Source organism: Azotobacter vinelandii CA (genome assembly GCF_000380335.1).
Lineage (GTDB): Bacteria > Pseudomonadota > Gammaproteobacteria > Pseudomonadales > Pseudomonadaceae > Azotobacter > Azotobacter vinelandii.
Genome location: NC_021149.1, coordinates 2,002,724 through 2,024,220 on the forward strand (window position 1 = coordinate 2,002,724; position 21,497 = coordinate 2,024,220).

At 68.8% G+C, this 21,497-nt stretch carries 18 protein-coding genes; 8 read left to right on the forward strand and 10 right to left on the reverse strand.

Features of this window, described 5'->3' with window-relative positions; translation table 11 throughout:
- Nucleotides 1-30: 30 nt before the first annotated feature.
- Nucleotides 31-894, reverse strand: coding sequence for an isocitrate lyase/PEP mutase family protein (locus tag AVCA_RS09215; protein ID WP_012700628.1), 864 nt, complete (start codon nucleotides 892-894; stop codon nucleotides 31-33).
- Between the two features lie 363 nt (nucleotides 895-1,257).
- Nucleotides 1,258-3,264 (reverse strand): alkaline phosphatase D family protein, encoded by a 2,007-nt coding sequence (locus AVCA_RS09220; protein ID WP_012700629.1) that lies wholly within the window; start codon nucleotides 3,262-3,264, stop codon nucleotides 1,258-1,260.
- 176 nt (nucleotides 3,265-3,440) lie between these two features.
- On the opposite strand from AVCA_RS09220, the gene AVCA_RS09225 reads away from it, so the two are divergent.
- Nucleotides 3,441-4,346 carry a pseudouridine synthase gene (locus AVCA_RS09225; RefSeq protein WP_012700630.1) on the forward strand — a complete coding sequence of 302 codons (906 nt, stop codon included), beginning with the start codon at nucleotides 3,441-3,443 and terminating at the stop codon, nucleotides 4,344-4,346.
- Nucleotides 4,347-4,378: 32 nt separating this feature from the next.
- On the opposite strand, the gene AVCA_RS09230 is transcribed toward AVCA_RS09225, so the two are convergent.
- From AVCA_RS09230 to AVCA_RS09245, 4 genes are all read right to left on the reverse strand, one after another.
- Nucleotides 4,379-4,912, reverse strand: coding sequence for an Hsp20/alpha crystallin family protein (locus AVCA_RS09230; RefSeq protein WP_012700631.1), 534 nt, complete (start codon nucleotides 4,910-4,912; stop codon nucleotides 4,379-4,381).
- A gap of 297 nt (nucleotides 4,913-5,209) precedes the next feature.
- On the reverse strand, nucleotides 5,210-6,340 hold the full coding sequence (locus AVCA_RS09235; protein ID WP_012700632.1) for a patatin-like phospholipase family protein: 1,131 nt from the start codon (nucleotides 6,338-6,340) through the stop codon (nucleotides 5,210-5,212).
- Between the two features lie 66 nt (nucleotides 6,341-6,406).
- The gene (locus AVCA_RS09240; RefSeq protein WP_012700633.1) at nucleotides 6,407-7,417 is read right to left on the reverse strand and encodes an SDR family NAD(P)-dependent oxidoreductase; all 1,011 of its coding nucleotides are present in this window, start codon (nucleotides 7,415-7,417) and stop codon (nucleotides 6,407-6,409) included.
- A gap of 107 nt (nucleotides 7,418-7,524) precedes the next feature.
- Complete coding sequence (locus tag AVCA_RS09245; protein WP_012700634.1) at nucleotides 7,525-8,292, reverse strand: IclR family transcriptional regulator domain-containing protein; 768 nt, start codon at nucleotides 8,290-8,292, stop codon at nucleotides 7,525-7,527.
- A 142-nt stretch (nucleotides 8,293-8,434) separates the two neighbouring features.
- Between AVCA_RS09245 and AVCA_RS09250 the strand changes: the two genes are divergently transcribed.
- The 6 genes from AVCA_RS09250 (at nucleotide 8,435) to AVCA_RS27240 (ending at nucleotide 15,749) form a co-directional block, all read left to right on the forward strand.
- Nucleotides 8,435-9,244 (forward strand): shikimate dehydrogenase family protein, encoded by an 810-nt coding sequence (locus AVCA_RS09250; RefSeq protein ID WP_175555915.1) that lies wholly within the window; start codon nucleotides 8,435-8,437, stop codon nucleotides 9,242-9,244.
- A 12-nt stretch (nucleotides 9,245-9,256) separates the two neighbouring features.
- Entirely contained in the window at nucleotides 9,257-11,038 is a 1,782-nt protein-coding gene (locus tag AVCA_RS09255) for an FAD-dependent oxidoreductase (protein WP_373860940.1), read from the forward strand.
- On the forward strand, nucleotides 11,007-11,327 hold the full coding sequence (locus AVCA_RS09260) for an NIPSNAP family protein (RefSeq protein WP_041807124.1): 321 nt from the start codon (nucleotides 11,007-11,009) through the stop codon (nucleotides 11,325-11,327). Before AVCA_RS09255 ends, AVCA_RS09260 begins: the two co-directional genes overlap by 32 nt.
- 847 nt (nucleotides 11,328-12,174) lie before the next feature.
- Nucleotides 12,175-13,929, forward strand: a complete 1,755-nt coding sequence (locus AVCA_RS09265; protein WP_012700638.1) for an FAD-dependent oxidoreductase — start codon at nucleotides 12,175-12,177, stop codon at nucleotides 13,927-13,929.
- A gap of 192 nt (nucleotides 13,930-14,121) precedes the next feature.
- A complete protein-coding gene (locus AVCA_RS09270) occupies nucleotides 14,122-15,330 on the forward strand; it encodes an MFS transporter (protein WP_012700639.1) in 1,209 nt (402 codons plus the stop codon).
- A gap of 197 nt (nucleotides 15,331-15,527) precedes the next feature.
- Entirely contained in the window at nucleotides 15,528-15,749 is a 222-nt protein-coding gene (locus AVCA_RS27240) for a DUF2934 domain-containing protein (protein ID WP_012700640.1), read from the forward strand.
- Nucleotides 15,750-15,755: 6 nt separating this feature from the next.
- On the opposite strand, the gene AVCA_RS09280 is transcribed toward AVCA_RS27240, so the two are convergent.
- The 4 genes from AVCA_RS09280 to AVCA_RS09295 form a co-directional block, all read right to left on the reverse strand.
- Nucleotides 15,756-16,685, reverse strand: a complete 930-nt coding sequence (locus tag AVCA_RS09280) for a helix-turn-helix domain-containing protein (protein WP_012700641.1) — start codon at nucleotides 16,683-16,685, stop codon at nucleotides 15,756-15,758.
- 56 nt (nucleotides 16,686-16,741) lie between these two features.
- Entirely contained in the window at nucleotides 16,742-17,785 is a 1,044-nt protein-coding gene (locus AVCA_RS09285) for an NAD(P)-dependent alcohol dehydrogenase (protein ID WP_012700642.1), read from the reverse strand.
- A gap of 16 nt (nucleotides 17,786-17,801) precedes the next feature.
- On the reverse strand, nucleotides 17,802-19,109 hold the full coding sequence (locus AVCA_RS09290) for an MFS transporter (RefSeq protein ID WP_012700643.1): 1,308 nt from the start codon (nucleotides 19,107-19,109) through the stop codon (nucleotides 17,802-17,804).
- A 391-nt stretch (nucleotides 19,110-19,500) separates the two neighbouring features.
- Nucleotides 19,501-20,388: a helix-turn-helix domain-containing protein gene (locus AVCA_RS09295; RefSeq protein WP_012700644.1), complete on the reverse strand. Its 888-nt coding sequence runs from the start codon at nucleotides 20,386-20,388 to the stop codon at nucleotides 19,501-19,503.
- Nucleotides 20,389-20,616: 228 nt separating this feature from the next.
- On the opposite strand from AVCA_RS09295, the gene AVCA_RS09300 reads away from it, so the two are divergent.
- Nucleotides 20,617-21,456, forward strand: coding sequence for an SDR family NAD(P)-dependent oxidoreductase (locus tag AVCA_RS09300; RefSeq protein WP_175555916.1), 840 nt, complete (start codon nucleotides 20,617-20,619; stop codon nucleotides 21,454-21,456).
- Nucleotides 21,457-21,497 lie beyond the last annotated feature (41 nt).

A 21,497-nucleotide genomic window follows, 5' to 3' on the forward strand; every position in this document is an offset into this window, starting at 1 on the left:
GCGGCGTCACGGGACAGGCCCGGCGGAGGGTTACTCCTGAACGTTCATGAACTCGCGGGCGAAGACGCGATACTCGTCCAGGGTCGAGTACTTGATGCAGAGCTCCTTGGCGCTCAGGTCGGACGGGCCGACGCCGCGCTGTTCGCGCAGGCGGTCGTAGGTGGCCTTGATCGCGGCGAAGTAGGCGGCATGCCCGTTCACCACGATGCGCACGCCGTTCTCGGCCAGGCGGGCCATGTCGTTCAGTTTGGGATTGCCGTAGGTGATCAGCATCAGCGGCGCGTCCAGATGCGGGGCGATGGCCTCCAGATGCTCGAAGTCCCGGATGCCGATCATGCAGATGCCGTCCGCGCCGGCGGCCTGGTAGGCCTTGGCCCGTCCGATGGTCTCCTCGACGCTGAGCTGTTCGGCGTTGGTGCGGGCGATGATGCTCAACTGCGGATCGATGCGCGCCTCCAGGGCGGCGCGGATCTTGCCCACGGCCTCATCCAGGGGGATCAGGTCGGTGGTCTTGTGCCCGTACTTGGGCGGCAGCAGGGTATCTTCGAGGGTCAGCGCGGCGACGCCGGCGCGTTCCAGTTCGGCCACGGTGCGCATGGCGTTGATCGCGTTGCCGTAGCCATGGTCGGCGTCGGCGATGATCGGCAGGCAGGCGACGCGGCCGATGCGGGTGGCCTGCTCGACGAACTCGCTGAGGGTGATCAGCGCGTAGTCCGGGGCGGCGAGCACCTGCAGGGCGGCGACCGAGCCGCCGAGGATGCCGACCTCGAACTTCAGGTCGCCGGCGATGCGCGCCGACATCGGGTCGAACACCGAGGCGGCGTCGTAGCAGGTGTTGGACTCCAGCAAGGCTCGGAACTGTCGTCGCAAATCATGCTGAGAAGCGATGGTCATAGAAAAACTCCTGAAAGGCGGTATGGGGTAGTCGTTTTTTTTTGAATGGCTCCGGTCTCCCCCTGGCGGTCAGCCGGGGTGCCTGGCCTTTTTGGTTTTAATGGTGCAGCGGATACGCAAGGGACCATCCGAATCACTGCTTCCGGGTGGCCAGGGGCATGCCGTGCCGTAGCCGGCGTGCCTAATTATTGTTCCTGCTGCCAGGCGGATTTGCTCCGCTCGGGCAGGCCCGCCCGGCTCCTGCGCTGTATCGACGCAGGGCCGGGGGGTTTGACTAAAGTACAGCTTGTTCCTCTTCAAGACGAGCCTTTTTGGACGTTCCGCTGGCTTTCTGCCTGCCCTGTCGCCGTGCGTGCGCTTTGCTCACTCCGCCTTGCCGCGACGCAGCCGGGCGCTTTCGACGATGCCATCCTCGGTCCGGCCGGACGCCCGCTGCAGTTCCGCCGAGCGGACGAAGCGGGTCGGCGCCGAGCCGTCGGCATTGTGCTGGAGGATGCTGCGGGGACGGCCCAGGACGTCGAGCAGCAACTGGCCGATGCCGGTGCCGTTCCACAGGCGCTCGCCGCGCCGGCCGCGATGGGGAATGCGCGGCACCACCTCCATCCGGCGCCGCTTGGTCAGCCAGTTGAGCGGCGACCAGGGTGTGTAGAGCCAGCGATTGAGCCGGTCGAAACAGGTGAGCAGGCCGGCGGGAAATTCGTTCTTGATGCCGCTGCTGGTGATCTGCCAGATCTGCGGTCCGCCGCTGCGGTGACGGATGCGCACGTCGTAGGCGAAGGAATAATGCACGTCGCCGGAGAGGATCACGTAATTGGCGGGGGTGCGCGAGTGGCGGAAGATGTTGAGGATCACTTTCGCCGAGCCGCGATGGGCCATCCAGTTCTCCGCGTCGACCAGCAGCGGGTGGCCGGCCAGGGTGAACAGGCGCTGGACGGCCTCGATCAGCTTGACCCCGAAGATCGGCGCCGGCGAGACGATCACCGCGGCCTGCTCGTCGAGCAGTTCCTGCTGCAGTTCGCTGAGGGCTTCCCAGTCCATCAGTCCGGATGGCCGGCTCGGGTGGCTCTCGCTGCGCCAGCGGCGGGTGCGGGTGTCCAGCACGATCAGGGGCGGCGTGGTCGGTAGCCGGTAGTGCCAGCTCTGGAATTTCAGCAACTCGTCGATCAGCCCGTCCTGGGCTGCGTCGTCGAGGCGCTCGTCGGCGTCCGCGGTCAGCGCCTCGATCCGCTGCAGGATCTCGCCGAACGCATCCGGGTCGTTGCCCCAGCCCTGGCACAGGGCATAGGCGATCAGCGCGTTGCCGATGATGCGCCGGGAGAAGGGGTGGCCGTAGGCGGTTTCCTCCCAGCGCGCGGACAGGTTCCAGTCGTCGGTGACGTCGTGGTCGTCGAAGATCATCAGGCACGGCAGATGCGCCAGGGCGCGGGCGGCCTGCGGCAACTGGGCGAGGAAGCCGTCGAGACAGGCCTGTTCCGTGGCGTAGCGCTCGGCGAGGTCGGCATCCAGCGCCGGTCGCGCGGGGCGGATCAGCGTCCAGGGCAGCGGCGACCAGACCAGCAGGTACATCGCCAGCACCTCGGCGAGGGTGACCAGGTGGTTGTGGGCGTTGGCGCTGGTGAACACCGGTTTTTCCACGCCGCCGAAGAAGCGTTCGCGCAGGGCCTCGCTGGACTTGAAGGCGGGCAGCAGGTCCTCGCGCCGGTAATAGGTCAGGGGATGGGCGTAGAGCGCGTCGCTGTCGGCGACCAGGGCGCCTTCGAGCCGTTCGCCGTAGAGGCCGAGGCGACGGATCAACGCATGGATGGCCGCCAGCATCGGGCCGGCGACATCGTCCGCGTAGATCTGGTCGCCGCTCAGCATCAGCAGCGCCGGCCGCGCCTGCGGCCGCTCGCGCAGGCCGGCGAGCAGGCTGTCGACCTTGGCCAGGCCGTCCGCGCCGGGGAAGTGCGGTTTGCGGCAGGAGCCGTGCAGCAGGTTGTCGAGATGCGACTTGAGCAGGAAATCCGGCCGCCTGGCACCCTCGTGCAGAAGATGCGGCGCCCAGTCGGCGATGCCGCTCCGGCGGCCGTCCTCCTCCAGCAGCAGGTCGTATTCGATCGGGGTGTCCGTGGGCAGCGGTGTGTCCAGCGGCACGTCTATCAGATGCAGCCAGGCGTGGGTGCCGACGCGCAGGCGGCGGCAGAGCGGCGCGTCGAGCGCGATGAGGCGCTGCTGCGAGCCGGCGCAGGCCAGTTGCAGCGACAACTGCAGAGGCCGCGAACCGACCAGCCAGAGGATCAGGCGCTCCGGGCTCAGCCGGCGCAGCAGCGGGCCGGCGAGCACCGGGGGCAGGGCGGAAGTCGCGGATGGGAGCGGAAGGTCTGTCGGCATGTCCGGAATGTCGATCGGGCGGCCCGGAGCGCTCCCTCGCTCGCGGGCGTGCGGTTCATGGTCGATGCCGCGCCGGGGCGCAGGCGGCGGAGCCGGGCATTATGGCACTCGCCGGGCCTTTGACGGCAGACCTTCGCTGGGGCCTAATGCGCTCCCGTCGCCGGAGTCCTTTCGCCATGTCCGATGCTTCCGCCGCCAGCCTCCGCCCCAGCGTCCTGCACCTGCCGCGCGGCGACTGGCGCACTGTACTCGATTGCCTCTGCGCGCATTTCCCGGCGATCGGCCGGGAAATCTGGCTGGAGCGCATGCGCCGTGGCCGGGTGCTGGACGGCGAGGGGAACGTCCTGGGGCCCGAGTATCCCTACCGTGAGGCGTTGCGCGTCCACTACTTTCGCGAGGTGGCGGCGGAAACGCCGATTCCCTTCGCCGAAGCGGTGCTGCACGCGGACGACCATCTGGTGGTGGCGGACAAGCCGCATTTCCTGCCGGTCGCCCCGGTCGGCGAGTACGTCGAGCAGACCCTGCTGGCGCGCCTGGTGCGCCGCCTCGGCAATCCCGACCTGGTGCCGTTGCACCGCATCGACCGGCTCACCGCCGGGCTGGTGCTGTTCTCCTGCAACCCGGCGAGTCGCGGGCGCTATCAGGCGCTGTTCCGCGAACGGCGAATCCGCAAGGTCTACGCGGCCATCGCCCCGGCGCTGCCGGGGCTGAGCTTCCCGCTGCTGCGCCGGAGCCGGCTGGTCAAGGGCGAGCCCTTCTTCCTGATGCGCGAGGCCGAGGGCGAGCCGAACAGCGAGACCCGCGTCGAACCGGGCGAGCGCCGGGGGGAGCTGTGGCGTTACGTGCTGCATCCGGTCACCGGCAAGACCCACCAGTTGCGCGTGCACATGGCCACGCTGGGCGCGGGGATCTGCAACGATCCGCTCTATCCGCGCCTGCTGGAGCGTTCCCGGCGGGAGATCGACGATTATCGCCGGCCGCTGCAGTTGCTGGCGCAGACCCTGAACTTCGTCGATCCGCTGAGCGGGCGGGAGCGGCGCTTCGACAGCCGCCTCGCGCTGGATTTCGATGCCTGCCGCTGACGCCCGACCGGCGCGGGCGGGGAACCGATCGCTCAGCCGGCCTTGATCGGGATGCTCTTCTCGGCACCGAGCGCCTCGGCTTTCTTCGGCAGGCTCAAGGTCAGCACGCCCTTGTCGAAGCGCGCCTCGATGCGCCCGGCATCGACTTCCGGAGGCAGGGCGAAGCTGCGCTGGAAGGAGCCGTAGTAGCGTTCGGCGACGTAGGCGTTCTTCTTCCGGTCCTCGTATTCTTCCTTCTTCTCCCCCCGGATGGTCAGGCAGCCGCTGGACAGTTTGACCTCGATGTCCCGCTCGTGCATGCCGGGCAGTTCGGCGGAGATCTCGTAGGCCGTGCCCTTGTCGTCGATGTCCACCGCCGGCATGCCCTGGCCGGACAGTTCCCGCGACCATTGCGGCTCGCTGTCGAACGGGCCGTGGCCGAAGGGGTTGCGCAGCGCCTTGCGGCCGAGGTCGGAGAACAGGTGATCGACCTGCCGGCGCAGGCGATCCAGCGGGTGCCAGTGTTCCAGAGGATGCCTGGCGTCCCGGGGGCTGCCCGTGGAGCCTTGTTTATCGATGTCGATCATTTCCAATCCCTCCCGATGGCGATTGTCCGCAGTGGACAGGTCAAAGCTTAGGCCAGTCTTCATGAGGCGCTTGCGGCGGACGCCGGGAGCCACCGTCCAGGTGTGTCGTTACAGGTGCGGCTCCATGAGGCCGATCGGCGGGCTGATGGTGAAGAGCGGCGGGGCGACGGCGTTCGTCCGGGTCGGCCGCTGACCGATAGCGTGTCTTCGGATGTTCGAAAAAGGGCGAGCGGGAGGCCCGGCCCCGAAGAACCCGGGGGCGGGCCTCGGAGGCGGATAGGGGCTCGCCGTCCGGGCTCAGGTCATATCCGCGTCGGGGAGTTCCCTGGCCTCGCCACCGCTGAAGGTCAGTACGACGAACTCTCCCGGCGCGGCGCGGCGGCTGCCCAGGGCCTGCAGAGCCTGCGCCATGTCCGCACGGCCGCTTGCCCAGCGCTCGGTCAGCACGGGGCGGGAGAAGTCGAACGCCCGCAGTTCGGCATCGTGGGGCACGCTGGTGTGGGCGAGCAGGAGCAGCGTGGTGGCACCGCCGAGTTTTTCGCCCTCCGCCAGAGCCGGCGCCAAGGCCGGGTCGATGCGCAGTTCGGCCGGCAGTCGCTCGCCGAGCAGGCGTAGTCGGCGGCGCAGCGCGTGGACCTGGCGCAGGTTCTTCAGCGCCTTCCACGTCTGGGAGGAAAGCAGCAGTTCGAGTTGCCGGTCGATGGCCTGTCCGACGGTATGCACCCCGTCGTTTTCCCGGCGCAGCAGGTCCAGCGCGATGCACAAGCGGTCCTCCGTGACATGCTCCTCCAGCGCGGCCTCCAGGGGCAGGTTCGAGGCCATGGCGCCGTCGACCAGCAGGCGACCATCGATCTCGACCGGCGGAAAGAAGGGCAGGAAGCCGCAGCTCGCCAGCAGGTGGTCGACTCCGATCGGCCCCTCGGCCGTGTCGAAGCGCACCTCCTCGCCGCTGTGGGCGTCCACGGTGACGACGATCATCCGGGTTTCCCCGCTGTTTAGCCGGCCGAAGTCGACGGCTTTCTTCAGACGTTCGCGCAAGGGACCGAGGTCATAGAGGCTGCTGTCCGTGGGCATGCCCGGCAGCATCGACAGGGCGCCCGGAAAGCGCGGATGGTAGATGTTCGAGTTGCCCAGCAGAGCCGATGGCATGATGCGCGCCCGCCCACTATCGAAAGCCGTCGACCAGTAGGCCGGTCCGAGGAGCCAGGCCGCGGTGTCCTGCGCGACCATCGCCCAGAAACGGCGCAGGCAGTCCGTCCGCTTTTCCGGAGGATTGCCGGCGATGAGCGCGGCATTGATCGCGCCGGTGGAAACGGCGACGAACCGGGCAGGCTGCAGACCTCGCTCATGCAGCGCTTCGTAGGCGCCGGCCTCGTAGGCGCCGAGCGCGTTTCCTCCGGAGAGGATGAGCGTTATCCGATCGGTCATGGCGACCTCCTTGGCGCGATCCTACCAGCCCCGGCCGGGGCATTCGGAACGAAAAGGCGATAGCGGTCATCTCGGGCGCCATGTCCGGCTCGGGCGTCGCCAGAGCAGGATGCCGAGCGGAAGACCGATCGGGGCCAGGACCGGCAACGACGGCACGCCGCCGTTGTTCGCGCCCTTGTGCCAGCCGCCGCGGACGCCGTGTCCGTCGTACATCGGCTCGCACAGGGTGCCGCTGGTCTGTGCGCCCGGCTCACCGGTGAGAAAACCGCGATGGAGCATCCGGGCGTCGAGCCGCGTCATCAGCCCGGGGGCCGGGCGTTTCAGCAGGATGGCTGCGCGTCCGGCCCCGCCGACGACGATTCCGGCACGCGGAAACCGCACCAGGTCCACGACCGCGCGGGCAACCTTCTCCGGCGTGTGGACCGGCGGTGCGGCGCGTACCCGGTGCTGGCTGCAGTTGGCCGCATGCTCGAAGCAGGGCGTGTCGATGAGCGCGGGCAGGACAGTGCAGACATGGATGCCCGGCTGGTCCAGCAGTTCCTGGCGCAGGGCCTCGGAGAAGCCTCGCACGGCGAACTTGCCGGTGGCGTAGGCGGTGGAGTCCGGTTTGGCGAGGACCCCGACGATGGAGACGTCGTTGATCGGGATGCCGTGGCCCCGGGTGCGAAACTGGCGTATCGCCGCCTTGGCGCCGTACATGTAGCCGAAGACATCGGTTTCGATCACTCGGCGCCAGACCTCGGAAGGAATATCCTCCAGCCGGCCGAATACGCCGACCCCGGCGTTGTTGAACCACAGGTCGACGCGGCCGAAGCGGACGATGGCCTGACGCGCCAGCTTTTCGACGTCCTCCTCGCGGCTCACGTCGGTGCCCAGGGCGAAGGCGCTGCCGCCCAGATCCCGGCTCTGGCGCGCCACCTCCGCGAGCATCTCCGTGCGCCGTGCGCCGTGCGCCGTGCGCCGTGCGGCGAGCAGGAGCCTGGCGCCGCGCTCGGCGAAGGCGTGGGCGGTGGCGCGGCCGATGCCGCTCGAGGCTCCGGCGATGACGACGACCGTTCCGGTAGAGATCGGGTCCATGGCGTCCTCTATGGCTTGGGCGGTTGGAGGCCTTGCTTGCTGAGAGGGAACGATTGCAGCGGAAGTTCAAGGGCTGCTGACGGCCTGCCGACCGCGAAGACCGGTTCTCAAAGGATCGGCCTGAGCAGGACCTGGGCTTCGTACAGGGCGGGCAGGTAGCGCTCGCGCATTTCCTCCGGGCCCATCCGCGCGGCATGGGTGGTCAGCGTCAGGCTGGCCTTCATCTGTCCTTCGCGGTCGCGCAGCGGCACGCCCAGCACGCGCATGCCCACCTCGTACTCCTGGTCCACCAGTGCGTGGCCGAGTTCGCCGATCCGGACCAGTTCGGCGCGGATCGCCTCCACCGAGGTCAGGGTATAGGGCGTCGGGGCGCACAGTTCGACCCGCGCGAAATAGGCGTCCAGCGCACCGGGGGCCAGCGTGGCCAGCCACAGCCGGCCGCTCGCCGTGCAGTACATCGGCATCCGCGCGCCGGGGCGGATCGACGGCGAGGCGATGTGGCTGTAGCGGCTGCGCACGATGTGCACGATGTCGTCGCCGTCGCGCACGCCCACCGAGACATGCTCCTGGGTGTTGCGCGCCACCTGCTCGACGATCGGCCGCAGCATGCGCGGCAGTTGCGCCGAATCCACGTAGGCCTGGCCGATGCGCAGGGCCTTGGCGGTCAGCCAGTAGTGGCGGCCGTCGGTTTCGGCGAAGCCGTCGTGGACCAGGGTCAGCAGGAAGCGCCGCACCGCACTCGGGGTCAGCCCGGAAAGACTGGCCGCCTGCGGCACGCTGAGGCGCGGATGGCGTTCGGAGAACAGTTGCATCAGGGCCAGGCCTTTCTGCAGGCCGACGATCAGGTCGCGGGAATGGATGACGGGCTCTTTCATGGGCGGTGAGTCATTTACCGGTTTGTTGCGATTATCGCAGCGTAGTTGCGATTAACAAGCGGAAAGGCAAACAGGAACATTGTTCTGGAAAATCCGTGGGCGCAGGATCGGGCCACAACAAATCCAAGAACTGGAGGCCCGTATGATTCGTGGTTCCACTGCACTGGTCGGCATCGTCGGTTCGCCGATCGCCCAGGTCAAATCCCCGGAAAACTTCAATGCCTGGTTCGCCGAACACGGCCAGGATCTGGCGATGCTGCCCATCGACCTGCAGGAGTCGTCCCTGGACGCCTTCCTCGCCACCCTGCGCGGCTGGAAGAACCTGCGCGGTTGCGTGGTCACCGTGCCTTACAAGCAGCTCCTGGCCACTCGCCTGGACGCCGTCAGCGAGCGCTCGACGGCCCTGCGTTCGGTCAACGTGATCCGCCGCGAGGCGGACGGCCGCCTGGTCGGCGACATCGTCGACGGCGAGGGCTTCCTCAACGCGGCGCGCCGGCACGCTTTCGAGCCCGGCGGCAAGCGCGCCCTGGTGGTCGGCTCCGGCGGCGTCGGCAGTGCCATCGCTTATTCCCTGTGCGAGGGCGGGGTGAGCCGGCTGGCCATCGCCGACCTCAGCGCCGAGCGCGTCGAGAGCCTCTGCGCGCTGCTGCGCCGGGCCTTCCCGGCCATCGAGATCGGCGGCGGCCATGCCTCGCTCGCCGATTTCGACCTGGTGGTCAACGCCTCGCCGGTGGGCATGGGCGACAGCGGCGAGCTGCCGCTGCCCGAGAGCCTGCTGGAAAGCCTGGCGAAGCACTGCCTGGTCGCCGACGTGGTGACCTCGCCGGAGATCACACCGCTGCTCGCCTTCGCCCGGCGCATGGGCTGCGCGGTGCAGAGCGGCCCGGAAATGGCTCGCGCCCAGCTCGGCAATCTCGGCCACTTCATGGGCGTCACGCCCCTGGACATCTGAAGGCGATACGCGATGAACACAGCCATGCACCTGCCGGATAGCGGTCCGGCGGAGCTTTCCTACGATGTGGTGGTGCTCGGCAGCGGCGCCGCCGGCTTCGCCGCGGCGCTCAGCGCTGCCTGCAAGGGCCTGAGGGTCCTGCTGGTGGAGAAGGACGCCAGCTTCGGCGGCACCTCGGCCATCTCCGGCGGCGCCGTGTGGATTCACGACAGCGACCAGGCGCGGGCGGCCGGCATCCATGTCCCGGCCGAACACACGCGCACCTACCTGCAGGCGGTCATCGGCGCGGGCTACAAGCCCGAGCTGGTCGACGCCTTCGTCGAGCGCGGGCGCGAGGCGCTGGCCTTCCTCGAAGGCCACAGCGAACTGAAATACAGTCTGCGGCCGCTGTCCCCCGACTATTACCCGGACCTGCCCGGCGGCACCGACAAGGGCCGCGCCCTGGAAATCGACGAATACGACGGACGCAGGCTGGGCGAGCGCTTCAAGGACCTGCGCAGGCCGCCGGACGGCATGCTGCTGTTCGGCGGGATGATGGTCAACCGCGTCGACATCCAGCATTTCCTCGCCATCCGCCGCTCGCCGAAGTCCTTCTGGCACTGCCTGAAACTGCTGGCGCGCTATGGCGTCGATCGCCTGAGCCATCCGCGCGGCACCCGCCTCACGGTAGGCAACGCGCTGATCGCCCGGCTGGCCGCCAGCGCCTTCGCCAAGGGGGTCGAACTCTGGCTGGAGACGCGCACGGAATCGCTGATCGTCGAGGATGGCGCGGTCAAGGGCCTGCTGGTCGACTACCGGGGCCAGCGCCGGCGCGTGCTGGCGCGTGGCGGGGTGGTGCTGGCCTGCGGCGGTTTCGCCGCCGGCGCGCAGGCCGCCGACTACCGGCCGAAGACCGACGCCCGGCACTGGAGCATGTCGCCGGAGACCAACGTCGGCGACGGCCTGCGCCTGGCCGCCGCGGCGAACGCCGCTGCCGGCGAGGGTTTGGCCGCCAACTTCTTCTGGGCGCCGGTGTCGGTGCTGCGCAAGCCGGACGGCAGCCTGGAGCGCTTCCCGCACCTGGTCACCGACCGCGCCAAGCCGGGGGTGATCGCGGTCAATCGCGCCGGCCGGCGCTTCGTCAACGAGTCGAACTCCTACCACTGCTTCGTCGAGGCCATGTTCGCCGACGGCGGGGCCAACGCACCCTGCTGGCTGATCTGCGACAGCGAGGCGCTGAACAGGTATGGCATGGGCCTGGCCCGGCCGAAGCCGGTGGACAACTCGGCGCTGATCGAGGCCGGCTACCTGCTGCGCGCCGACGACATCGGCGGGCTGGCGCAGGCCATCGGCGTGGACCCGGCCGCCCTGCAACGGACGTTGGAACGCTACAACGCCGACGCCCGGCAGAACCTCGACCGGGAATTCGGCAAGGGCGGCAACTCCTACAACCGCTACATGGGCGATCCGCTGCACCAGCCCAATCCCTGCATCGCGCCGCTGCAGCGGGCGCCGTACTACGCGATCCGCATCGATACCGGCGACCTCGGCTCGGCGCGCGGCCTGCTCACCGACGCCCGCGCCAACGTGCTGGATCGCGAGGGCCGGCCGATCGCCGGGCTCTACGCGGCCGGCAACGAAATGAATTCGATCATGGACGGCACCTATCCCGGTCCCGGCATCACCCTGGGGCCGGGCCTGGCCTTCGGCTACATCGCCGCCTGCGACATCGCCGAACGCCTGGGCGGCGGGACTTCGCGAGCAACCCAACCTGGAGACGAGCATGTACTACGAACTGCGCACCTACACCATTAAACCGACCAGGCTGGCCGACTGGCTGGCCCTCTATAAGAGCGACGCGCTGCCGCTGCAGATGGAGGTCCTCGGTAATCTGGTCGGCTTCTTCGTCACCGAGTTCGGCGGCGCCAACCAGGTGGTGCACATCTGGGCCTACGAAAGCCTGGACGACCGCCAGGCGCGCCGCGGGCGGATGGCCGCCGATCCGCGCTGGCTGGAGTTCAGCCGCAAGAACAAGGAGCTGGACGCGGTGGTGAGCCTCGACTCGCGACTGATGCGGCCGACCGATTTCTCGCCGCTGCAATAGGGGGCTTTTACCCCTTCTCCCCGTGGGATTAGGGCGGGGAGAAGGGGAATGACTGAGCGCCGTCCAACGGCCCTCTCCCCCGGCCCCTCTCCCTGAGGGAGAGGGGAGACGATTATGACGACCGGACGGGAGATCCTCATGCACGGAGCCGGTAGCCAGCCACTACCCGAAAGTCGCGACACATTGCTCCCTCTCCCCTCGGGGAGAGGGCTGGGGAGAGGGGGCGGCCGAACTGCCGCCCAACGATCCTCTCCCCCGACCCCTCTCCCAAGGGGAGAGGGGAGACGATCGTGACGACCGGACGGGAGATCACCATGCACGAAGCCGGTAGCCAGCCGCTATCCGAAAGTCGCAACACATTGCTCCCTCTCTCCTCGGGGAGAGGGCTGGGGAGAGGGGGTGGCCGAACTGCCGCCCAACGGCCCTCTCCCCCGGCCCCTCTCCCTGAGGGAGAGGGGAGACGATTATGACGACCGGACGGGAGATCGTCATGCACGAAGCCGGTAGCCAGCCGCTACCCGAAAGTCGCGACACATTGCTCCCTCTCCCCCTCGGGGAGAGGGTTGGGGAGAGGGGGTGGCCGAACTGCCGCCCAACGGCCCTCTCCCCCGGCCCCTCTCCCTGGGGGAGAGGGGAGACGATCGTGACGACCGGACGGGAGATCCTCATGCACGGAGCCGGTAGCCAGCCGCTACCCGAAAGCCGCGACACATTTTGCTCCCTCTCCCCCTCGGGGAGAGGGTTGGGGAGAGGGGGTGGCCGGAATGTCGTCCGATGTCCACTTCTCCCGGTCCCTCTCCCCGGCGGAGAGGTCCGTTCGATCATGACAACCAAAGGGGAGATCGTCATGCACAGTGTCGATAGCCAGCCCTTGCCCGAGTATTGCGATGTACTCGTCCTGGGCTCGGGTGCCGCCGGCCTCGCCGCGGCGGTGACCGCCGCCGAGCAGGGGCTCGACGTGCTGGTGGCGGAGAAGGAGCCCTGGCTGGGCGGTACCAGCGCCTGGTCGGGCGGCTGGCTGTGGATTCCGCGCAATCCCCTGGCCATCGCCGAGGGCGTGGTCGAGGACGCCGAACAGCCGGAGACCTATCTGCGCCACGAGCTGCACAGCGAGCGCCTGGACGCGCGGATGGAGGCCTTTCTGGAGCAGGGGCCGCGGATGGTCGAGTTCTTCCAGCGACGCACCGCCGTGCAGTTTTTCTCCGGCAGCCGGATGCCCGATTTTCACGAGTCGCCCGGTTTCGTCCGCGGCGGCCGCTCGCTGTGCGCCCAGCCGTTCGACGGCCGCCAGCTCGGTCCCTGGATCGAGCGGCTGCGCCCGCCGCTGGACCTGATCAGTCTGGCCGGCATGGGCATCGCCGGCGGCGTGGATCTGGCGCATTTCTTCAACGCCCGCCGCTCGCCGCGCTCGGCGCTCTACGTGGCCGGGCGCCTGCTGCGGCATTTCCGCGACCTGCTGTGGCACAGCCGTGGCATGCATCTGGTCAACGGCAACGCGCTGGTGGCGCGGCTGTTGAAAAGTGCCTTGGACCGTCGGGTGCGTCTGTTCACCGAGGCGCCGGCGCGCGACCTGCTGCGCGACGGCGAGGCGGTGGTCGGTGCGCGCATCGAGCGGGGCGGAGCGCTGCTCGAGGTCCGTGCTCGCCGTGGCGTGGTGCTGGCCTGCGGCGGTTTCCCGCATGACCAGCGGCGCATCGCGCAACTGTTCGTCCATGCGCCGAGCGGCAGCGAACACTTGTCCGCCGCGCCCAAGGGCAATACCGGCGACGGCCTGCGCCTGGGCGAGAGCGTCGGCGGGCAGGTCGCCGGCGATCTGGCGAATCCCGCCGCCTGGGCGCCGGTGTCGCGGGTGCCGCGCGGCGACGGCGGCTTCAGCGGCTTCCCGCACCTGCTCGAACGCGCCAAGCCCGGCTTCATCGCCGTGCGCCGCGACGGCCGGCGCTTCGTCAACGAGGCCGACTCCTACCACGACTTCATGAGCGCCCTGTTCGCCGCCACGCCGGCGGACGAGGTCGCCCAGGCCTGGCTGATCTGCGACCAGCGGGCGCAGCGCCATTACGGTCTCGGCTGGTCGCGGCCGTTTCCGTTCCCGACCCGGCCCTGGGTGCGCAAGGGCTATCTGCACAAGGCCGCCAGCCTGGGCGAACTGGCCCGCCAGTGCGGTATCGACGCCCGCCAACTGGAAGCCACGGTGGCAGCCTTCAACCTCGGCGCGGAGCGCGGCGTCGACCCCCAGTTCGGGCGCGGCGCCTCGGCCTACAACAAGGCCCAGGGCGAGGCGCTGCACGGGCCGAATCCGTCGCTGGGCGCGCTCCTTCGCGCGCCGTTCTACGCGCTGAAGCTGGTGCCCGGCAGCCTCGGCACCTTCGCCGGGCTGCGCACCGACGCCGAGGCGCGGGTGCTGGGGGAGGGCGGCGCGCCGATTCCCGGCCTGTACGCGGTGGGCAACGACATGGCGCATGTGATGAACGGCCATTACCCGAGCGGCGGCATCACCCTGGGGCCGGGCATGACCTTCGGCTACATCGCCGGCCGGGCCCTGGCGGCGCGGCCGGAGCGGGAAATCCCGGAACGGGCCGCCGCACAGCCGGCCGGGATCTGAGCGGCATGGGCGGCGGATGGAAATAGTCCGGGCGCTTGCAGGAAAAATACCTGTGGAACGGCGGCCCCAACTGCGAGAATGGTCCCGCGCGAACCCAGCCGGCTGCCGTTCCCGTCGCGCGAACGACGGCGCCGCCCCGCCCAGTCATCGCTCGCGGCCCGTTCCGGCCGCGGTTCATTCGAGGCCCTTGCCGTGACCGCTTCGTTGCCGCCGCCCTTGCCCCTGTCCGGTCGACTGGCCGTTCCCCGTGCCTTCCTCGCCCTGGCGCTGGTCGGCGCCCTGCTCGGCAGCACCACGCCTTCGCCGCTGTACGGGCTCTATCAGTCGCTGTGGAACTTCCCCTCGGTCGTGTTGAGCGCCCTCTATGCGGTCTACGCCTTCGGCGTGCTGCTGTCGCTCGCCGCCCTCGGCGGGCTTTCCGACCGCCTGCCGGACCGCCGGCTGATTCTCCTGCCGGCCCTGGCCGTGGTCGGCCTCGGCGCGTTGTCCTTCGGTTTCGCCGACGACCCGCAGGCGCTGTTCTTCGGCCGCCTGCTGGCCGGCCTCGGTACCGGCGCCCTGACCGGCAGCGCCAATGCCGCGCTGATGGATTTCGACAACCTGGACCGGCAGCGCCGTGCCGCCAGCCTGGCGAGCATCGCCTTCACCGCCGGCGCGGCGCTGGGCCCGGTGATCAGCTCGGTGGCGCTGTACCTGGACTTCTGGCCGCGCAGTTCGCCCTTTCTGCTGATCGCCGCGCTGGCGTTGCTCGCCGGCCTGGGACTGGTTTTCGGCGACTGGCCGCGGCCGGCGAAGACACCGGCATGCGCCGAGCGCCCGACCGCGCGCCAGCCGCTGGGGCGGGCCATGGCCTCGCTGTGGCCGGCCTTCGCCATGGTCTGCGCGGTACTGGTGCTGGGCTGGGCGGTGGGTTCGCTGTTCATCGCCCTGGGCTCCACCCTGCTGGCCTCGCTGCTGCCGGCCGGTGCCCTGGCCGCCGCCGGACTGATAGTCGCCGCCTTCCAGATCGCCGCCGGCGTCACCCAGTTCCTCTGCCGGCGGCTGCCCGCCGGGCGCGCCATCCGCCTCGGTTGCATGCTGCTGGCGGCCGGCTGGGCCGGCTGTACCTTCAGCCTGGCGCAGGGCCTGGCCTGGGGCTTCTGCCTGTTCACCCTGCTTTGCGGGGTCGGCTACGGCGCCTCCTTCGTCGGCGCCATGGGACACCTGGCGGCCATCGCCCCGGCGGAGCACCGCGGCACCCTGAGTTCGCTGTTCTACGTGGCCGGCTACCTGGGCAGCGCCCTGGGCATCCTCGGCATCGGTGCGCTGATCGACGCCGCCGGCCTGCTGCCGACGATGCGGGGGCTGGTCGTGTGCGTCGGGCTGGCGGCCGCAGCGATTCTCTGGCGGGGACGGTTCTAATACCCCCGGTCGCCCGGAGCGCCGTCCATCCGTCCGCCTCCCCATGGCGCAGGGTATGGCGCGGACGATCTCCTACAGTTGGGGTTTGCAGCGCCGGGCGAGGCCCGTGCCGCCCCGTTCGCGAGCGCTGCTTCGACCAGAGTCCCCGGTGTCTGCCGATGTCCTTTCGGCGGCCCCCTTCAGCGGAGGACGGTGAAATGAACGCAAGTCACGACGAACAACGCATACGCGAACGGGCCTACCGGATCTGGGAGTCGGAAGGTTGTCCGGAAGGCCAGCAGGCGAGGCACTGGTGCGAGGCGTGCGAGCAGATCGAGACCGAGGACGACGCCTCGCGTACCTCGGAGGAAACCCTGGAAACCGCCTCGGGCGGAGTGGAGAGCGGCGTCGCGCCGCCCGACAGGCAGAGCGCGGCCTGAGCGCGTTCATGGCGGATCGGCGCTGGCCGCTGCCGATCCGCCGGCCGCCGGGCCGGGAGACTGCCCGAGCCGGCGGCGGTACTCGCTGGGCGTCTCGTGCATCTCGTGACGGAAGTGGCGGTTGAAGTTCGACAGATTGCCATAGCCGACCTGGAAGCAGATGTCCGCGATCGACTGCCGGCTTTGCAGCAGCAGGCGGCAGGCCCGCTGGATGCGCAGCTTGCGGATCAGATCGACGAAGGTGTGCCCGGTCGTGCGTTTGAAGAAGCGCGAGAAGGCCGGCTCGCTCATCCGCAGGCGCCGCGCGATGACCGACAGGCGGATCTCGCCGGCCAGATCGTCCAGGATGTAATCGAACACTTGGTTGATCCGTCTGGTCGTCAGGCTGTCCAAGCGGGGCGAGTAGTGGGGGCTGGCCAGCGTGCGGCTCTCGGCGGCGCCGGCGCGGGCCAGGGTTTCCAGGAGCGACAGAAACAGCAGCAGGCGCCTGAGGCCGGCCGCCCGGCCGATGGCTTCCAGCAGGCGGGCGGCATGGCGGGCCGTTTGCCCCGTGAACTCGACGCCCCGCCGGGCCCGCTCGAACAGGGGCTGGAGTTCGCCCAGTTCGGGCAGCCTTTCGCGCAACCGCAGCAGGCTTTCCCCGTCGAACTGCAGGACCAGGTCGCGCCCGCGGATGCATTGCTCCGGCGCCAGATCGCCGATCCAGTCGTGGGGCAGTCCGGGGCCTATCAGCGCCACATGGCCGGGGCCGAAATGGCCGATATAGTCCCCGGCGAGCAACTTGCCGGTGCCGCGCCGGATCAGGTGGATCTCGAACTCGGGGTGATGGTTCCAGCGCGCCAAGGGAAAGGGGTAATCGTGCTCGTACCAGCGGAAGCTGTGCTGCGGCTCGTTGAGGATCACCTCGAGATCCGAGGGCTTCTCGCTGAATTCCATACCCGTATCACCCTGTGAGATTCCTTCCGGCCCTCGGCGCAAGGCAGACGCCGCGATCAGCCGTCGCCGAAGGTGATCTGCACCTTCACATCGCCCGGCCGGGCGCTGGCGGCCCGCTCGAAGGCCTCGACACCCCGTTCGAAGGGGTAGGTCGCCGAGACCAGCGGCTTCAGATCGACCTTGCCGCTGGCGATCAGGTTCACCGCCCGCTCGTAGACATTGGCGTAGCGGAACACGGTCTCGATGCGGATCTCCTTGGCCTGGGCCGCCACCACGTCGAAGGGCACCGGCTCGACCGGCATGCCCACCAATACCAGCGCCCCGCCCGGGCAGACCGCCGCCAGTGCATCGCCATAGGCCCGGGCGCTACCGCTGGCCTCGAACACCACATCCGCGCCCCAGCCGTCGGTGACCTCGGCCACCGCGTCGCGCAGGGAGCGCTCGCGCACGTTGACGGCGGTGATGCCTTCATAGCGCTGGGCGATGGCCAGCTTCTCCACCATCAGGTCGGACACCAGCACCCGGCTCGCGCCGCCGGCCAGCGCGGCCAGGGCGGTCATCATGCCGATGGTGCCGGCGCCGATGACCACGGCGACGTCGCCGGGCTTGATGCGGGCCTTGACGGCCGCCTGCATGCCGATCGCGAAGGGCTCCACCAGCGCCCCCTCGGCGAAGCCGACGTTGTCGGGGAGTTTATAGACGAAAGCCGCCGGATGGACGACTTCCGGGGTCAGGCAGCCGTGCACCGGCGGGGTGGCCCAGAACACGACCGAAGGATCGACGTTGTAGAGGCCCAGGCGCGAGGCCTTCGACTTGGGATCGGGAATGCCGGGCTCCATGCAGACGCGGTCGCCCACGGCCAGGCGGGTGACGCCGCTGCCGACCTCGACGACCGTGCCGGCCGCCTCGTGTCCCAGCACCAGCGGCCGGTCGACGATGAAATGACCGATGCGCCCGTGGGTGTAGTAGTGCACGTCGCTGCCGCACACGCCGACGGTATGGATGCGGATGCGCACGTCGTCCGGCCCCACTGGCGGCGTGGGCAGGTCGATGTCGCGGATCTTCAGGTCGTGCTGCTTTTCCAGGACCAGAGCTTTCATGAATGGCCTCTCCTGTTCAGATGGCTTTGCTGGCGTTCGATGAGTGCGGGATACGTGGGCCGGACCTGGCCTTGTGCTCGAGTCCGGGCTGTTCGACATGGATGAAATAGGTCAGCACCACCCCGACGAGGTAGAGCGAGGCGTAGATCCACACCACGCCTTCCACGCCCACGGCGGAAATGCTCAGGGTGGCGATGGCCGGCCCCATGAAGTTGGAAAGGCCGGCGGCCAGGTTGTGGGCCGAAATGGCCGCGCCCTTGTGTTCCGGCGCCATGGCCGGAAAGATGGCGCCCATCGGTACGAAGGCGGATACGCCGACGCCCAGGGCGGCCGCGGCCAGGACGGCGGCCGGGAAGCTGGCGCCGTAGGCGAGCGGCACGTAGTAGAAGGCCAGGGTGGCGAGCGCGCATCCGGCGCAGCCGAACCAGCGCATCTGGAACACCCAGCCGATCCGGTCGCCGATCAGGCCCCACATCACGTTGGTGAAGATGGTGACGATGAACAGGGCGCCCCAGATGCGCAGCCATTGCTCCATGCTGAAGCCCACCTCGGGCGAGGTGAAGAACAGCGGCATGATCACCGGGAAGCCGAACAGCGTCAGGTTGCAGATGATCCGCACGATGGCGGCGACGAGGATGCCGCGGTGCCGGAAAAGGATGGTGACGCCGCGGCCCAGTTCATGAAAGCGCTCGGCCGGATTGCGGCTGGCGCCGCTGTCTTCCGCCTGCCGGTCCTTGACCAGGAACACGACCATGGCGCCCGCTGTCGCCACCCAGGCGATGGCCATCCACAGGGTGCCCATGAAGCCGATATGCGGAATGCTGAAACTCGGCAGATAAGTGCCGAGAAAGCCGATGCCGATCGAATACATCGTCCAGTACCAGCCCATGGCCGAAGCCAGGCGGGCGCGTGGCGTCACCTGGGCGACCCAGACGACGAAGGCGTAAATGAACAGGGGATAGGCCAGGCCGCGAATGCCGTAGAACAGCACCATCAAGGAGAAGTTCTTTTCCTCCAGGCCGAAGACCAGGAAGAGTGCATGGAAGAGAATCCAGGCGGCCACGCCGATACGCATGATCCGCCTCGGCCCGAATACGTCGGCCAATACTCCCGAACTCCAACCGGACAGGGCCGCCAGCAATCCGTAGACGGTGAAGAGGAGGGATGCCTGGGTAGCCGAGAAACCCAGATCGACGACATAGCGTGACAGAAAGGCCAGTTCGATGCCGTCGCCCGTCATGAACAGGGCGATGGCGATATAGCCCCAGATCAGGGACAAGGGCATGCCGAACAGCAGCCCCCGCGATTCTTCGCGATGAGTCATGGTGTTTTCCTTTGTTGTAGTTGTAGGCGAATGGCGCCGGCACACCGAAGGCCGGCGGATCAAAGCTAACGAGGGGGCGACTTGACTGGCTAGCGCGCTTCTTTCCGGGGGCTGGTACTTTTTTTCGGCGCTGTTCGAATGTGGGGGCGGTGAGGGCGGGATGAGGCGAAAGATAGGGCGCTCGTCCATGCGCAGGCTTCGTGGTTCGCGGATCGACGAGCGGGGAAGAACAGGGCGCTGATTTCCGTTCGGATGCCCGGAGCCTTTTATCGCATCGGTGACTTCCAGGGTCCGATCGCCGGCTGGCCGCGAAAGTCGTACGCCCCGCTGTCCGCAACGTGCCGATGGGAATGGCCGGCCAGTCGCCTCCCGGCGCTGGGGGCGGACGCGCCTAGAGCTGTCCCTGCCGTACCTGGTTGCGGAATTCGCTGGGCGTCAGGCGGGTGTGGCGGCGGAAGAAGCGGCTGAAATAGCCTTCGTCGGAGAAGCCCAGGTCGTGGGCGATCTCCTTGATGCTGCGGCTGGAATAGGCCAGTTCGCGCCGGGCCTCGAGCAGCAGTCGGGCGTTGATCGCCGCCAGCGGGCTCATGCCCAGTCGCTCCTGGCAGAGCCGGCCGAGGGTCGCCAGGGTCATGCCGAGCAGGTCGGCGTAATCGCTGACCGGGCGGTGGCTGCGAAAATGAATCTCCACCTGCTCGCGGAACTGGCGGATCTGCTGGCTGCGCCGGCCGCGCGGCTGACCCGGCTCGGCCGCGGCCGATTCGCCCAGGCGGAGTATCTGGACGAGCAGCGCCAACAACAGGGCGGTGCTGCAGGCCATATGCTCGCGCCCGCGGGCCAGGTATTCCTCCTCGAGGGCGGCGAACAGGAGCAGCAGCGGGTCTTCCGTCGCGCTCCAGTGCGGCAGCTCGATCAACCGGCGGTTGCGCAAGAGCGGCAGCAGGCCGGGGGCGAGGGGTTCGGCCACCGATTCCAGCGGCGGCTGCAGGGCGGTGACCACCTTGCCTTCCACCGGGCCCTGCCAGTCGAAGCCGTGCGCGCTCTGCGCCGGGATCTGGATGATGCAGGGCGCATGGGCCGCGAGGTGGACACTGTCGCAGAGCACCCGGCCGCCACCCTGCTGCAGGTAGAGGATCTGCAACTGGCTGTCGTGGCGGTGCGGCTCGATCGACCAGTCGTAGGCGCCGGAGCGGTTGGAGATGGTCTCGACGTGGAGGGATTCGTGCCAGACCGGCTGAGCGGCTTCGCCATAGAGGGCGTAGCTGGGAATCTTGTTCATTGTTCTGGGCTCCTTGCCTTCCTTGATTAGCCCGAAGCGGCCGGACCGGTCAATTCGATCCTTTCCGAATGCGCTTTTTTGCCCGAAATGTCGGGGTGGTTGCCGATTTCGTCCATTCTGGAAGGCCGCCGCATCCTCCTAACATCCCTCCACGTGCAGGGCCCGAGGGCCGACAACAATAAAACGCGGCGCATGGTGCGCCGCCCTGCGTGAGTGCCGGAGATGGTCATGAACAACAACAACGGTAACTGGCTGGGGCTCGACTCGGCTGTCTGTGTGGTCACCGGCGCGGCCGGTGGCATCGGTCGCGAAATCGCCGCCGCGCTGGTCGGGCAGGGCGCCCGGGTGGTGCTGCTGGACCGCGATGAGGCCGGTTGCGCGCATCTCGCCGAGCGACTGTCCGTCGGTGCCGCCGAACCCGTGCAGGTTCTGGCCTGCGACATCGCCGACCCCGAGAGCGTGCGCAGGGCGGCCGCCCTGGTGGAAAGCCGCTTCGGCGGCTGCGACGTACTGGTCAACAACGCCAGCGTGCTGCAGCCCGGCGGCATCGAGGACATCGACCTGGAGAAATGGAACCGGGTGCTGTCGGTCAACCTGAATGGCTACCTGCTCTGTTCCCAGGCCTTCGGCCGCTCGATGCTGGCTCGCGGCCGCGGCCGCGGGCGCATCGTGCACATCGCCTCGATCGCCGCGCATGCGCCGCAGACCTGGAGCGGCGCCTACAGCGCGGCCAAGGCCGGGGTGTGCATGCTCTCCCGGCAGATCGCCAGCGAATGGGGAGCGCGCGGCGTGCGCAGCAACGTCGTCTGTCCGGGGCTGATCCGCACGCCCCTGTCCGCTGCCTTCTATGCCGACCCGCAGATCGAACGCCAACGCTGCGCGATGACCGCCAACGGGCGGATCGGCGAGCCCGGCGACATCGCCGATGCCGTGCTGTTTCTCGCCAGCCCGCGCGCCGACTACGTCAATGGCGCCGAACTGACCGTCGACGGCGGCCTGGAGAGTATGCCGATGGCGTTGATCCCGCGCCCCGGCTTCGAGTCGCCCGTCACCGTCCGCCAGGACTGAATCCCGTCCCCCGTTCATCGGCGCGCGCCGCTTTCCGGTGC